Genomic DNA, 14,286 nt, shown 5'->3' on the forward strand with positions numbered 1-14,286 from the left:
GAGCCCGCGTGGCGCCTGAGCGCCCCCTCGGCACCGGTCCAAGACCGGGGCCGCAGGACTGATCCCGGAGCCCCTTTCATGAGACAGGTTTTCGCCAACGCCCGCCTCGTCCTCGCCGACGAGATCGTGTCCGGCCACGTGAGTGTCACGGACGGCGTCATCTCCGCCATCGGGAGCGGCGTGGTGCCGGCCGGCGCCGAGGACATGGAGGGCGACTATCTCCTCCCCGGCCTCGTGGAGCTGCACACGGACCATGTGGAGGGCCACCTCGCCCCCCGCCCCAAGGTGCGCTGGAACCCCCTTGCCGCCATGCTGGCCCACGACGCGCAGATCGCCGCCTCGGGCATCACCACCGTGTTCGACTCGCTGCGGGTCTGGCCGGACAAGAAGGCGGTGGGCATGGACGGCGACGCGCCGCTCCTCATCGCCGCACTGGAGGCGGCCCGCGCCGCCGATGCGCTGCGCGCCGACCACTTCATCCACCTCAGGTGCGAGGTGCCCACCGACACGGTGGTTCAGGACGCCGAGGCGATCCTGAAGAAGACGCCCGTGCACCTGATCTCGCTCATGGACCACACGCCGGGCCAGCGGCAGTTTGCGACCATCGACCAGTTCCGCTCCTATTACATGAAGAAAAGCGGCATCAGCGCCGAGGAGATGGACGTGATCGTCTCATCACGGCTCGACTTCCACGAACGCTACGCCCGCGAGAACCGAGCGGGTCTGGTGGCCCTCGCCCACGCCCACCGCTGTGTGGTCGCGAGCCATGACGACGGCACCCCCGAGCATGTGGCCGAGGCCATCGGCGACGGCGTCGCCATCGCCGAATTCCCCACCACCGAGGAAGCCGCGCGCCTCTCCCACGAGGCCGGCATCCGCGTGCTCATGGGCGCGCCGAACCTGGTGCGCGGCGGCTCCCACACCGGCAACGTCTCGGCGGAATCGCTGGCGCGGGGCGGCCGGCTGGATATCCTCTCGTCGGACTATGTGCCCTCGTCCCTGCTCTGGGCGGCGTTCGACCTCACCCACCGGGTGCCCTCCATTGCGCTGCCGGAAGCGGTGCGGATGATCACCAAGACCCCGGCCGAGGTGGCGGGCCTTGCCGATCGCGGCGAGATCGCCGCCGGCCGCCGCGCCGACCTCGTGCGGGTGGCGCTGGCCGGCGACATGCCGGTGGTGAAGGGCGTGTGGCGGGAAGGACGGCGCGTGGCATGACGAAAGATGCGGCCGGCGCAAAGGCTGGCGACACATTCGGCCCCGGCACCCTGCTCCTCGTGGTCGGACCTTCCGGTGCCGGCAAGGACACCCTCATCGACATCGCCCGCGCGCGCTTTTCCGGCGACCCGCGGGTGCTGTTCGCCCGCCGCCTCGTCACCCGGCCTTCGGGCACGGGGGAGGCGCACGGCACGCTGTCGGAAGCCGAGTTCGACACGCTGCTGGCCGAGGGACGCTTTCCCCTCTTCTGGCGCGCCCATGGGCTCAGCTACGCCCTGGGACCGGAGGTGGCGGAGGTGATCGCCCAGGGCGGCGTCGTGGTGGCCAACGGCTCCCGCGCCACCTTGCCGGAAGCCCGCCGCCGCTTCGCGCGGGTCAGGGTGGTGCATGTGACGGCGCCGGTGCCGGTGCGCGCCGCCCGCCTCGCCATGCGCGGCCGCGAGAGCGCCGACGACATCGCCGAACGCCTCGCCCGCGCGCCGGAACTGGACGTGGCCCCGGACCTCACCATCGACAATGTGGGCACGCCCGCCGAAGGCGGCGCGCGCCTGACCGACTTCATCGCCGAGGAGCTGGTCGCGGTCGCCTGACCGGGGCCACCCCCAAAAGCCCGCGCGGCGCTTGAGCGTAGCAACCCAGCCAAAGCCCGCGCGGCGCCTGAGCGGGCCCGCCTGGCCCCGGTCAAGGACCGGGGCCTGACGGCAGAGGCCCTACCGCCGCTCGCCGGCCGGCAGATAGGGCTGGAGCGCGTGGGCGAGCTTGGACGGGGTGAGCGACTGGAGCCACACCGTGCCGGGGCCGGCAAGGCGGGCGAGGAAGAGGCCGTCGCCACCGAACAGCATGTTCTTCACGCCCCGCACGGTGGTGATCTCGAAGGCGACGCTGTCCTCGAATATGCCCACATGGCCGGGATGCACCAGGAGGTCCTGCCCCGGCTGCAGCGTGTAGCTGACGATCTCGCCGCCCAGCTCGATGAAGGCCGAGCCCTCGCCCGTGAGGTGCTGGAGGATGAAGCCATCGCCGCCGAACACGCCGGCGCCCAGCGTCTGCTGCACCCCGACGCCGAGGGAGAGCGTCGGCGCCCCGGCGAGGAAGCCATGGCGGTGGACGAGATAGCCGCGCGCCGGCGCCACCTGCATCTCGAAGATGCTGCCGGGCACCGTGGCGGCGAACGCCACCAGCGCCTCCCCGCCCTCGGCGGTGAACTCCGTCATGAACAGCCCGCCGCCGCCCAATGCGCGGCCGATGGCACCGAAGAAGCCGGTGGAGCCGCCGGTGGCCGTGGTGGTGCGCATGGCGACGTTGGACGTCATCCAGGAGAGGCGGTCCGTCTCGGCCAGCACGGTCTCGCCCGGCGCCAGCGTGAAGGTGAGCACGGGCAGCGTTGTTCCGGAAATCTCGTGGCGCATGTTATCTCTCCCGGTAAGGCCGCACCGAGATTAGGGTGAGGAAAGGCCCACGCAAGCAAGCCTTCCGGCCAAGCCTGAAACAAGCTGAGGAAAAGCCCATGCGCGCCGCCACGCTCATTCTCCTCTCCCTGCTGGCCACGCCCGCTTTCGCGCAGCAGCCGGCCGTCCTGCCCTATCTCAACGCCCCGGCCGAGGGCGCGCCCATCCTGCGCCCGCCGACGCTCTCGCTCTCCATCAATGGCGGCCCGGCGCGCCGCGCGATCATGGATACCGGCTCCACCGGCGTGGTGGTCTCGGCCAGCGCCATCCCCGGCTTCGACCAGCTGACGCCGCTGGGGCCGGGCGAGCTCACCTACACCTCCTCCGGCCGCATCATGCGCGGGGTGAACGTGATGGTGCCGGTGACTGTGGCCGGGGCGGACGGCACCAGCGTCACCACCCAGCCCATCCCGGTGCTGGCGGTGACGCGCATCGACTGCCTGCGCAATGCCCGCAGATGCCGGCCCATGGATGCGCCGCGCCGGGTCTCCATGCTCGGCATCGGCTTCGCCCGCGCCAAGGATCGCCAGCCGGGCGCGGGGCCGGGGCGCAACCCCTTCCTCAACGTGGCCGGCATGGGGCAGGCAGGGACGGGCACGGCCGATTTCAAGCGCGGCTATGTGGTGACGCGGCGAGGCGTGCAGGTGGGACTGGCGAAGGACACCGGCGCGGGCTTTCAGAAGGTGAAGCTCGCAGCCGACCCGGCCACCGGCGACTGGCAGCCCATTCCCGCCTGCCTCTCCCTCAACGCCCGCGCCCCCGCCGCCTGCGGCACGCTGCTGCTCGATACCGGGGTGTCCATCATGTACCTGACCCTGCCGCCGGCGCAGACGGACGGCCTCGCCGTGCCCGGCCTGCGCGGCGGGCGGGTGGTGGCGGACGGCGCCAGCCTCGCCATCTCCCCCGGCGCGGGCCAGCCGGCCCCGGCTTACAGCTTCACGGTCGGGGATCGGAGCAATCCGGTGACGCCGGAGCGCGTCATCCTCGTCGGCCGCGGCGACCGGCCGCCCTTCGTCAACACCACCGTGCGGGCGCTGAATGCCTTCGACTATCTCTTCGATGCCGACGCGGGGGAGGCCGGGTTCCGGGCGGTCGGGCGATAGGGGCGCGAACAAAGCCGGAAGACCGGGCGGCGCCTGATTCGGTCATGCACCGTTCGCGCTGTGTGCGCGGGGTGGGATATCGATCGTCCGATTCTGGGACACATGCACGCGCCGTATCACCGTCATGGCCGGGCTTGTCCCGGCCATCCACGTCGGGCCGAGAGGACACCGTGCGAAGGCAGATTCCCAGCCGCTCCACGTGGATGCCCGGGACACGCCCGGGCATGACGGCCTGCAAAGTCAGGAGGTGACAGCCAGCACAGAAGGGGACGAACAAATCCCGAAAACCGGCCGCCGCCTGATTCGGTCACGGCCCGTTCCCGCTCCATCCCAGTCCCGCCCGAAGACCGTCCCGTTCCTGGACAGGCTCACGGCTTCAGATAGAGCGCGAGCCGCGTGGCGGCGTTGCGCAGGTGCTCCTCGGCGGCCGCGCGCGCGGCGGGGGCGTCCTGCCGTTCGATGGCGGAGAAGATGGCCACGTGCTCGTCCTGCACCGCCTGGGCGAGGCCGCCGAGGCGGGCGGTGTTGGCGCGGGCGGTGCGGATGAAGTGGCGCACCCGGTGGTCGAGGAACTGGGACAGGTCGCGGAAATAGGGATTGCCCGTGGCCTCCACGATAGCGCGGTGGAAGGCCATGTCCTCGTCCACCCCCGGCTCGCCGCGAAACACCGCCGCCTGCATGGCGTCGAGCTGGGTCTGGATGCGGCCGAGGTCGTCCTGCGTGCGGCGCACCGCGGCATGGGCGGTGGCGTTGGCCTCCACCGCCATCAGCAGCTCCACGATGGCGCTCATCTCCGCGCGGTCGCTGAGATCGGCGATTTCCAGCCGGAAGGAGGAGGCGGCGCCGGGATCGGCGACGAAGGCCCCCGCCCCCTGCCGGCTGGTCACGAGGCCGTCGTGCTTCAGCCGGCCCACCGCCTCGCGGACGATGGGGCGGCTGACGCCGTAGGTCTCGGACATCTTGTGCTCGGTGGGCAGCTTCTCGCCGGGCTGGAGGCGGCCGGAGGCGATTTCCTCGCGCAGGCGCTGGGCCAGCGTGTCGGCGAGCGAGGGCGCGCGGCCGAGAATGTCGCGGGGCATCGCGCGGGGCGTTTCGCGGGGGTCCGCCATCCTGTGTTCCCTCACCTCCGGCGGCCGTGTGTTGTTGTTGCGCCCGCTGCTGGTGCGGCGCCCCACGGCTCAGCTAGCAATATAAAGACCACCGTTCACATGCACTGTCTCGCCTGTGACGAAACTCGCCCAATCGGACGCGAGAAAGGCGACGACCCGCGCCACCTCCTCCGCCGTGCCCAGCCGCTTCAGCGGCGTATTGGCGAGCAGCGCCCCGCCATTGGCCGCCATCAGCGGACGCACCATGGGCGTGTCGATGAGGCCGGGCGACACTGCATTCACCCGCACCTTCGGCGCCAGCTCCTGGGCCAGCGTGCGCGAGAAATTCAGCACCGCGCCCTTGGCCGCCGCATAGTCCGCGTGGCCGACGCTGCCCCTGTGCCCGGCCATGGAGGCGACGTTGACGATGGACGCCCCCTCGGCGAAATGCGGGATGGCGGCGCGGCAGGTGTAGAACACCCCGTCGAGATTCACCGCGATGCCGGTGCGCCAATAGTCGTCTGTCATCTCCGCCACGCGCCGCTCGCGGTAGAGGCCGGCCGAGGTGACGAGCACGTCCAGCGCGCCGAACTTTTCCGCCAGCGCCTTGAGCGCGGCATCCGCCTCCTCGGGCTTCGCCGCGTCCTGCCTCAGCGGGAGCACGCGGGCGCCGGTGGGGTCCAGCTCTGCCGCGAAGGCGGAGACGCCCGCATGGTCGAGATCGGTGAGCACGCAATTGGCGCCGAGGTCGAAGAACACCCGCGCGATGGCGCGGGAGATGCCGCCGTTGGCGCCGGTCATCAGCAGGGTCTTGCCCGTAAAGTCGAACATCTTCACGCCTCAGGTCATCAGCCAGCCGCCGGCCACGTCCACCACCTGTCCGGTGACGAAGGCCGAAGCGTCGGAGGTGAGGAACACGCAGGTCGCCGCCACCTCCTCCGGCTGGCCAAGACGGCGCAGTGGGGTGGAGAGGCGCACCGCCTCGTTGGCGGTGGAGGCGGTGCCGCGCATCATGGGCGTGTCGATGCGGCCGGGGGCGATGGCGTTCACCGTGATGCCGTAGGGGCCGAGCTCGCCGGCCAGATGCTTGGTGAAGCCGATGAGGGCGGCCTTGGAGGCGGCATAGTGGACGCCCACGATGTCGCAATAGGTGCGCCCCGCCACCGAGGCGATGTTGACGATGCGGCCCCGCCCCTGCGCCTTCATGCCGGGCGAGAGCGCCCGCACGCAGTTGAAGGCGCCGGTGAGGTTCACGTCGATCACCCGCCGCCATTCCTCCGGCGGCATCTCCCAGGCTTCCGAGCGGCGGCCGTCCGCCCCGCTCTTGGGCGAGATGCCGGCATTGTTCACCAGCACCTCCACCGGCCCGAGCGCCGCAGTTGCGGCCTCGGCGGCAGCCGCGACGGCGGCATAGTCGGAGACATCGGCGGCAAGGCCGATGGCGGCGACGCCGCGGGCGACGGCGGCTTCGGCAGCCTCGTTCGCCAGCGCCGCATCATGGTCCACATAGGCGACGGCGAGGCCCGCATCGGCCAGCGCATCCGCCTGGGCGCGGCCGATCCCTCGGCCGGCGCCCGTGACGAAAGCAACCCGCGCGCTCACCGGCCGGTCTCCAGCATGATCTTGCCGAGATGCGCGCTGGATTCCATCAGCGCATGGGCCTCGCGCGCCTGTTCCAGCGGGAAGGTGGCGTGGATGAAGGGCTTCACCTTGCCCGCGTCGAGCAGCGGCCACACGTCCCGCATGAGCAGATCGGCGATGGCCTTCTTCAGCGCCACCGGGCGGGCGCGGAGCGTGGAGCCGGTGAAGGTCAGGCGCTTCAGCATGACAGGCATGAGGTCGATGGTGACTTCGCTCGGCTGGAGGAAGGCGATCTGCACGAGGCGGCCTTCCACCGCGAGGGCCTGGAGGTTGCGCGCCACGTAGGGGCCGCCCACCATGTCGAGGATTTCCTCGACGCCCTTGCCGTCGGTGAGCGCCTTCACCTCGGCGACGAAATCCGTGTCGCGATAATTGATCGCCGCGTCGGCCCCCAGCGAGAGGCAGAAGTCGCACTTCTCCTTGGAGCCCGCCGTGGCGATGACGCGCGCGCCGGCATGGTGCGCGAGCTGGATGGCGGTGGAGCCGATGCCGCTCGATCCGCCATGGATGAGGATGGTCTCGCCCGCCTTCAGCCCGCCGCGGGTGAAGACGTTGTCGTAGACGGTGTAATAGTTCTCCGGCAGTCCGGCGGCTTCCAGAAGCGACAGCGGCTTCGGGATCGGCAGGCACAGCGGCGCTTCGGCGATGCAGTATTCCGCATAGCCGCCGGAGATCACCAGCGCGCAGATCTCGTCGCCGATCTTCGGGGAGGTGACGCCCTCGCCCAGCGCGACCACGCGGCCCGCGATCTCGAGGCCTGGCACGTCAGTGGCACCGGGGGGCGGGGGATAATTGCCGGCGCGCTGCAGGCAGTCGGGGCGATTCACGCCCGCCGCCACCACTTCCACCAGCACCTGTCCGGAGCCGGGACGCGGCACGTCCGCCGTCTCGACCGTCACCACTTCGGGACCGCCAGCGCCCGCAAAGCGGACCTGTCGCATCGTGCTCGAAATCTCTGCCACCGGCTTCCTCCCTTGCGCCTTCTGCGAGGCTTTCCGGCACCTGTCGGCGGCGGTCCTTGCGGCCGCGCCCGGTCCCGGCGGCGCCCTCATCACGGCGCGTTCTGGTCGGCGAGGAAAATACATAGGTCGTACTTGTCAGGCAACTTGGTTATCTGCATTATCCGCCTCGCCAGACGGACCGGCCACCACGCCGGACCGCAGCCGAAGGGCACGAAAACCGTGCCCGAGCAACGGTTTGAATCGCCCGGCCCGAACCGGGGTCGGCGGAGGGAGGAAACCATGAAGTTGTTTGCGCGGGCGGCGATTGCCGCCGCAATGCTTGCTGCCGTGCCGCTGGCTGCGACCCAGCCCGCAGCGGCCCAGGGCACCGTGAAGTTCGGCGCCCTCTATCCCTTCTCCGGCACCCTCGCGCTGCTCGGCGACGAGAGCTTCCGCGGCTTCGAGCTGGCGGTGGAAGAGCGCAACGCGGCCGGCGGCCTCAACGGCCAGAAGATCGAGTTCATCAAGGGTGACGCGGTCGATCCCAACCAGGCGGTCGGCGAGGCGCGGCGCCTCACCTCGGTGGACAAGGTCTCGGCCATCTTCGGCACCTATTCCTCGTCACTGTCGCTGGCGGCGACGCAGGTGACGGAACTCGCCAACATCCCCTATTTCGAGCTGGGCGCGATCTCCGATCCCATCACCGAGCGCGGCTTCAAGTACGTGTTCCGCACCAATGCCACGGCGCGTGACTTCGCCAACCGCATGGTCGATTCGATCATCGAGGCCATCGCCCCTGCGCTCAACACCAAGCCCGGCGATCTCAAGATCGGCATCATCCACGAGGACAGCCTCTACGGCCAGACCGTCTCCGGCTATCAGAAGGCCCGCGCCAAGGAGAAGGGCCTCAACGTGGTCGAGGTCCTGCCCTATTCGGCGAAGTCGGTGGACCTCACCCCGGTCATCCTGCGCCTGAAGTCCGCGGGTGCCGACGTGGTGCTCCAGACCTCCTACCAGAACGACACCGTGCTGTTCTTCCGCCAGATGAAGGACCAGGGCTACAAGCCCAAGGCGGTGATGGGCGCCGGCGGCGGCTATTCCACCCGTGACACCATGCAGGCCGTGGGCGCGGAGAACATGGAAGGCGCCCTCGACGTGGACTTCACCCAGTACAACACCAACCCCAAGGCGGCGCCGGGCATCACCGAGTTCGCGGCGAAGTACAAGGCCAAGTACGGCATCGATCCGCGCTCCGGCCACTCGCTCGCCAACTACATGGGCGCCAAGGTGTTCTTCGACGCCATCGCCAGCGCCAAGAGCACGGATGCCGACAAGGTGCGCGCCGCCGTCCTCGCGGTGGACATCCCGGTGGGCCAGACCGCGACCGGCTGGGGCGCCAAGTTCTCCGAGCAGGGCCAGAACACCCGCGCCGTGCCCTTCCTGATGCAGTGGCAGGGTGGCAACCTCGTCACCGTGTTTCCGACGGACGCCGCTGTCGCCAAGATGAAGACCGGCATCGGCGCCAACTGAGCATCAAACTGAGGCGGCGGACCTCCCGCGCCGCCCTGCCCCGCCCGGTCTGGCTCCGGGCGGGGCCCTTCGACACCGGACCGGCGCAGCCCGCTGCGCCCTCGGCCGAAGCCGCGCCCCTGCCCCGGCGCGGCGCCGGTTCGCTGCGCCCCGACGGCACGCCTCACCCACCTGCGCACTGGAGCCAAGCGCGATGGACGTTCTTATCCAGCTGGTGCTCAACGGCATATTGCTCGGCAGCATGTATGCCATCATCAGCGTCGGCCTCACCCTGATCTTCGGCATCGTGCGGGTGGTGAACTTCGCCCACGGCGAGTTCCTGATGGTGGGCATGTATGCCGCCTATCTGCTGGCCGCGAAGTTCGGCCTGCACCCCTATGCCGCCGCTGTGCCCATCGTGATCCTGCTGTTCGCCATCGGCGCGGCGGTGCAGCGCTTCCTCATCCAGCCTCTGCTGGGGGCCGAGGAGCACATCCAGATCTTCGCCACCGTCGGCCTCTCCACCGCGCTGGTGAACCTCGCGCTGCTGGTGTTCGGCGCGGACCTCTATTCCATCCCCCCGTCGGCCGCGCAGGGCTCGGTGATGGTGGGCGGCTTCTCCCTGGTGAAGGGACAGCTCGTGATGTTTGTGTGCGCGCTGGCGCTGGTCGCCGGGCTGCACCTCTTCATGCAGTCCACCGCGCTCGGCCGCGCCATCCGCGCCACCGCGCAGAACCGCAATGCGGCGCTGCTGATGGGCGTGAAGGTGGACCAGATCTACGTCATCGCCTTCGGCATCGGCGCCGGCTGCGTGGGCCTCGCCGCGGCGCTGGTGATGCCGCTCTATCCGGTGACGCCCACCATCGGCACCTACTTCGTGCTCACCGCCTTCGTGGTGGTGGTGCTGGGCGGCATGCGCTCCATGTACGGCGCCTTCTTCGGCGCCATGATCATCGGCCTCGTGGACAGCCTCTCCGGCTACTACATCGCCCCCGACCTGAAGGAAGTCGTCTATTTCGCGCTCTTCCTCGCCATTCTCATCTTCAAGCCCACCGGCCTGTTCGGCCTCGGCCGCGGCACGGAGTGATCCGATGAGCCTTCAAGACTCCTCGCCCGCCTCCACCGCCGGGAAGTCCTCGCCGGCGGCCTCCGGCGGCCCTTCCCTCCTCGCGCGTCTCGCCAATCCGCGGGTCTATTGCGCGCTCCTCGCGCTCTCGCTGCTGGTCATCATCCCGGCCTGGTCGGGCTCGACCTTCGTGATCCACGTCTTCGTCACCATCTGCGTGTTCGGGGCGCTGGCGACCGCGTGGAACATCCTCGGCGGCTATGCCGGCCAGCTCTCGCTGGGCCACACGGTGTTCTACGGCATCGGCGGCTATACGGCGGCGCTGCTTCTGGACAGCTTCGGCCTCTCGCCCTGGATCGGCATGATCGGCGGCGCGGCGCTGGCGGCGCTGGTCTCCGTCGGCATCGGCTATCCCTGCTTCCGGCTGCGCGGGCCGTTCTTCTCGCTGGCGACCATCGCCTTCCTTGAAGTGGTGCGGCTGCTCGCCATCCATTTCAACGGCCTCACCGGCGGCTCGGCCGGCCTCGTGGTGCCGCTCCAGATCGGCTGGCCGTGGATGATCTTCCGCGAGAAGATCAACTATCTCTACATCGCCTTCGGCCTGCTGCTCCTGTCGCTCGCGGTCAGCTACGCCATCCGCAACTCGCGGCTCGGCTATGCCCTCACCGCCGTGCGCGAACGCGACAGCGCGGCCCAGGCGGCGGGCATCAACATCAACGGCGTCAAGCTGTGGGCCATCGCCATCTCGGCGGCGCTCACGGCAACCGTCGGCACCTTCCACGCCATGTACATGACGTTCCTGGAGCCGGCGACGCTGTTCTCTCTCGCCACCGCCATCGAGATCGCCATGTTCGCCCTGATCGGCGGTCTCGGGACGGTGGCGGGGCCCCTCCTCGGGACGGTGCTGGTGGTTCCGCTCGCGGAACTCGCCCGCGGCTGGCTCGGGGCCTCGGCCAACGGCCTGCACGGCTTCGTCTACGGCACCGTGCTGGTCGTCATCACCCTGACCCTGCCCGGCGGGCTGGTGGGCACCTTCGGCCCGTTCGTCACCCGTCTCATCGACCGCCTGCCCGGCGGCGGGCGGACCCGGCCGGAGACCGTTGCACCCGCCGCCAAGCTGGTGGGCGGCACGGTCGGCGAGCCGGTGCTGAAGGCGACCAACCTCGTGAAGCGCTTCGGCGGTCTGGTGGCCACCGACAACGTGTCCCTCACCCTGAAGCGCGGCGAGATCCTCGGCGTCATCGGCCCCAACGGCGCCGGCAAGACCACCGTCTTCGCCCAGCTCTCCGGCTTCCTCGCGCCCAATGCCGGCACGGTGGAACTCTTGGGACAGGACGGCAAATGGCACCAGCCGAAGACGCCCGACGCCTTCGCCCGGCTCGGCATCGGCCGCACCTTCCAGATCGTCCAGCCGTTCGGCAAGCTGACGGTGCTGGAGAACATCATGATCGGCGCCTTCCTGCGCCATCGCTCGGTGGATGACGCCCGCGCCGTGGCGCTGCGCGTGGCCCGCACGGTCGGCCTCTACGAGCTGAAGGACGTGGAAGCCGGCACCCTGCCCATCGGCGGCCTGAAGCGGCTGGAAGTGGCGCGCACGCTCGCCACCGAACCCACCATCCTCCTCCTCGACGAGGTGATGGCCGGCCAGAGCCAGTCCGACACGCTGAAGATGGTGGAGCTGGTGCGCGCCATTCGCGACAGCGGCGTCACCGTCATCGCCATCGAGCACAACATGCAGGCCATCATGAGCCTCTCGGACCGCATCGTCGTCATCGACAGCGGCAAGGTGATCGCCGAGGGCGCGCCGGAGACCGTCGTGCGCGAGCGCCGAGTGATCGAGGCCTATCTCGGGGAGGATTTCGTCCATGCTCAAGGTCTCTGACGTGACCGCCGGCTACGGCCGGACCGTCATCCTCCAGGGCCTCTCGCTGAACGTGGGGCGGGGCGAGGTCGTCACCATCATCGGCTCCAACGGCGCCGGCAAGACGACGCTCCTGCGCACCATCTCCGGCCTGGTGAAGCCCACCTCCGGCTCCATCGAGTTCGACGGCAAGCGCATCGACCGCATGAGCCCGGACGAGATCGTCGGCTCGGGCCTCATCATGGTGCCGGAGGCGCGCCAGCTCTTTCCCGTGATGACCGTGCGCGACAACGTGCTAATGGGCGGCTACCACCCGAACGTCCGCGCCGGGATGATGGAGCGCTTCGAGGAGGTGCTGGACATCTTCCCCCGCGTTCGCGAGCGCCTCTCCCAGCTCGCCGGCTCCCTCTCCGGCGGCGAGCAGCAGATGGTGGCCATCGCCCGCGGGCTGATGGCGAAGCCGAAGCTCCTGATGCTGGACGAGCCGTCGCTGGGCCTCGCGCCCATCATCGTCGGGCAGATGTTCGACGTCATCGACCGCATCTGCAAGAGCGGCACCACGGTTCTCCTCGTGGAGCAGAAGGCGTTCCACGCGCTGAAGATCGCCGACCGCGCCTATGTGATCGAGAACGGCGAGATCGCCATCGAGAACACCGGCGCGGGCCTGCTCGCCGACCCGCACATCAAGACCGCCTATCTCGGCATCTGAGACCGGACCTTTGCCCATGACCGCCCCGACATCCCGCGAGATTTCCGGCCTCACCAAGGTCTACGGCATCCTCGCGGACCCCATCCATCACGTGAAGACGCCGCAGATGCTCAACGCGCTCATGGCGCGCGAGGGCCGCGACGGCGTGATGGTGCCCTTCCACGTTTCGTCCGAGGAACTGCCGCGCCTCGTGGACGGGCTGAAGGCCATGAAGAGCCTCGGCGGCTTCGTGGTGACGGTGCCGCACAAGACCGCCATCGTGGACCTTCTGGACGAGGTCTCCGACAGCGCCCGCCGCATCGGCGCCTGCAACGTGGTGCGCCGGGAGGAAGACGGGCGGCTGGTCGGCGACATGCTGGACGGCAAGGGCTTCGTCGGCGGGCTCATCGCGGCCGGCATCGATCCGAAGGGCAAGAGCGTCTATCTCGCGGGTGCAGGCGGGGCGGCCAATGCCATTGCCTTCGCCTTTGTGGAGGCCGGCGTCGCCCGCCTCACCATCGCCAACCGCACGCGGGCCAAGGCGGAAGACCTCGCCCAACGCCTCGCCGAGGCCTTCCCGGGCGCGCCGGTGGATATCGGCACCGCCGACCCTGAAGGCCACGACATCGTCGCCAACGCCACCTCGCTGGGACTGAAGGCGGGCGATGCCCTGCCGCTCGATGCATCGCGGCTGACCAGCGACCAGATCGTCGCCGAAGTCATCATGCAGCCGGAGGAAACCGCCATCCTCGCCGCCGCCAAAGCGAAGGGCTGCCGCACCCATCCCGGCAAGCCCATGCTGGTGTGCCAGCTCGATCTGATGGCCGACTTCCTCGGCATGCGCGCGCTCATCTCGCATTCCTCGGGAGCAGCCTCGTGACGGGCGCTCTGACGGGCCGCTGCGCCCTCATCACCGGCGGCGCCTCGGGCATCGGCCTTGCCGTGGCGCGGGCCTTCCGGGCAGAGGGCGCCTCCCTCGTATTGCTCGACCTCGATCCCGCCGCCGCGTCTGTCGCGGAAGAGCTGGGCGAGACCCTCGCCGTCAAGGGCTCGGTGACGCGCAAGGCCGATATTGTGGCCGCATTCGACGCCGCCGAGGTGCGGTTCGGTCCGGTGGACATCTGCCTCGCCAATGCCGGCGTCTCGCAGAATGCCCCCACCCTCTCGGTGAGCGAGGAGGAGTGGGAGCGGGTCATCTCCATCAACCTCACCGGCGTGTTCCTCACCGCGCAGGAAGCCGGCCGGCGGATGATCGCGCAGGGCGGCGGTTCGCTGCTGCTCATGGCCTCCATGTACGGCATCGTCGCCGCGCCGGAGCGCATCGGCTACTGCGCCTCCAAGGCCGGCGTCGCCATGATGGCCAAGGCGCTCTCCTGCGAATGGGCGCGCGAGGGCGTGCGGGTGAATGCCCTCGCCCCCGGCTACGTGCGCACCCCCTTCCTCGACGACCTCGCCCAGCGCGGCCGCCTCGACCTCGACAGGCTCAAGGCCCGCACGCCCATGGGCCGGCTGATCGAGACCGAGGAGGTGGCCCGCATGGCCGTTTTCCTCGCCTCTGAGCAGGCAAGCGCCGTGACCGGTCAGGTCATGGCCGTCGATGGCGGCTGGACCGCCTACGGCTACCTCTGAACACGTCTGCGGCGGGTGCCGCAGGCGTACTGAACACAGCTCCCGGCAGGTGCCGGAAGCATCGAAATGAAACGTTTTAATTGACGGTCCCGACGCC

General features: G+C 69.7%; 14 protein-coding genes. 9 read left to right on the forward strand and 5 right to left on the reverse strand.

Annotated features, from left to right (window positions below):
• Window positions 1–78: 78 nt before the first annotated feature.
• Window positions 79–1,215: an alpha-D-ribose 1-methylphosphonate 5-triphosphate diphosphatase gene (locus tag A37E_RS0101870; protein ID WP_029555072.1), complete on the forward strand. Its 1,137-nt coding sequence runs from the start codon at window positions 79–81 to the stop codon at window positions 1,213–1,215.
• On the forward strand, window positions 1,212–1,805 hold the full coding sequence (phnN, locus tag A37E_RS0101875) for a phosphonate metabolism protein/1,5-bisphosphokinase (PRPP-forming) PhnN (RefSeq protein WP_038192426.1): 594 nt from the start codon (window positions 1,212–1,214) through the stop codon (window positions 1,803–1,805). The genes A37E_RS0101870 and phnN overlap by 4 nt, the downstream gene beginning before the upstream one ends.
• A gap of 120 nt (window positions 1,806–1,925) precedes the next feature.
• Here phnN and A37E_RS0101880 read toward each other — a convergent pair whose 3' ends face one another.
• The gene (locus A37E_RS0101880) at window positions 1,926–2,624 is read right to left on the reverse strand and encodes a TIGR00266 family protein (RefSeq protein WP_029555074.1); all 699 of its coding nucleotides are present in this window, start codon (window positions 2,622–2,624) and stop codon (window positions 1,926–1,928) included.
• A 98-nt stretch (window positions 2,625–2,722) separates the two neighbouring features.
• Between A37E_RS0101880 and A37E_RS25065 the strand changes: the two genes are divergently transcribed.
• Window positions 2,723–3,766 carry a hypothetical protein gene (locus A37E_RS25065; protein ID WP_029555075.1) on the forward strand — a complete coding sequence of 348 codons (1,044 nt, stop codon included), beginning with the start codon at window positions 2,723–2,725 and terminating at the stop codon, window positions 3,764–3,766.
• Window positions 3,767–4,134: 368 nt separating this feature from the next.
• Here A37E_RS25065 and A37E_RS0101890 read toward each other — a convergent pair whose 3' ends face one another.
• The 4 genes from A37E_RS0101890 to A37E_RS0101905 all read right to left on the reverse strand — a co-directional run bounded on the left by A37E_RS0101890 (window position 4,135) and on the right by A37E_RS0101905 (window position 7,436).
• Complete coding sequence (locus A37E_RS0101890) at window positions 4,135–4,875, reverse strand: FadR/GntR family transcriptional regulator (RefSeq protein ID WP_029555076.1); 741 nt, start codon at window positions 4,873–4,875, stop codon at window positions 4,135–4,137.
• A gap of 69 nt (window positions 4,876–4,944) precedes the next feature.
• A complete protein-coding gene (locus A37E_RS0101895) occupies window positions 4,945–5,685 on the reverse strand; it encodes an SDR family NAD(P)-dependent oxidoreductase (protein WP_029555077.1) in 741 nt (246 codons plus the stop codon).
• Between the two features lie 9 nt (window positions 5,686–5,694).
• Window positions 5,695–6,456 (reverse strand): SDR family NAD(P)-dependent oxidoreductase, encoded by a 762-nt coding sequence (locus A37E_RS0101900; RefSeq protein WP_029555078.1) that lies wholly within the window; start codon window positions 6,454–6,456, stop codon window positions 5,695–5,697.
• Complete coding sequence (locus A37E_RS0101905; protein ID WP_029555079.1) at window positions 6,453–7,436, reverse strand: NAD(P)H-quinone oxidoreductase; 984 nt, start codon at window positions 7,434–7,436, stop codon at window positions 6,453–6,455. The genes A37E_RS0101900 and A37E_RS0101905 overlap by 4 nt, the downstream gene beginning before the upstream one ends.
• Before the next feature lie 300 nt (window positions 7,437–7,736).
• Here A37E_RS0101905 and A37E_RS0101910 point away from each other — a divergent pair, with 300 nt between their 5' ends.
• The 6 genes from A37E_RS0101910 to A37E_RS0101935 all read left to right on the forward strand — a co-directional run bounded on the left by A37E_RS0101910 (window position 7,737) and on the right by A37E_RS0101935 (window position 14,189).
• Entirely contained in the window at window positions 7,737–8,966 is a 1,230-nt protein-coding gene (locus tag A37E_RS0101910; protein WP_029555080.1) for an ABC transporter substrate-binding protein, read from the forward strand.
• A gap of 193 nt (window positions 8,967–9,159) precedes the next feature.
• Window positions 9,160–10,032 (forward strand): branched-chain amino acid ABC transporter permease, encoded by an 873-nt coding sequence (locus tag A37E_RS0101915; protein WP_024277925.1) that lies wholly within the window; start codon window positions 9,160–9,162, stop codon window positions 10,030–10,032.
• A gap of 4 nt (window positions 10,033–10,036) precedes the next feature.
• Complete coding sequence (locus tag A37E_RS0101920; protein ID WP_029555081.1) at window positions 10,037–11,893, forward strand: branched-chain amino acid ABC transporter ATP-binding protein/permease; 1,857 nt, start codon at window positions 10,037–10,039, stop codon at window positions 11,891–11,893.
• Window positions 11,877–12,581 (forward strand): ABC transporter ATP-binding protein, encoded by a 705-nt coding sequence (locus A37E_RS0101925; RefSeq protein WP_024277923.1) that lies wholly within the window; start codon window positions 11,877–11,879, stop codon window positions 12,579–12,581. Before A37E_RS0101920 ends, A37E_RS0101925 begins: the two co-directional genes overlap by 17 nt.
• Window positions 12,582–12,597: 16 nt before the next feature.
• Complete coding sequence (locus tag A37E_RS0101930; protein ID WP_029555082.1) at window positions 12,598–13,440, forward strand: shikimate dehydrogenase; 843 nt, start codon at window positions 12,598–12,600, stop codon at window positions 13,438–13,440.
• Entirely contained in the window at window positions 13,437–14,189 is a 753-nt protein-coding gene (locus A37E_RS0101935) for an SDR family oxidoreductase (protein ID WP_029555083.1), read from the forward strand. The genes A37E_RS0101930 and A37E_RS0101935 overlap by 4 nt, the downstream gene beginning before the upstream one ends.
• The last annotated feature ends 97 nt before the right edge of the window (window positions 14,190–14,286 follow it).

The organism is Xanthobacter sp. 91, from assembly GCF_000702385.1.
Taxonomy (GTDB): domain Bacteria; phylum Pseudomonadota; class Alphaproteobacteria; order Rhizobiales; family Xanthobacteraceae; genus Xanthobacter; species Xanthobacter aminoxidans.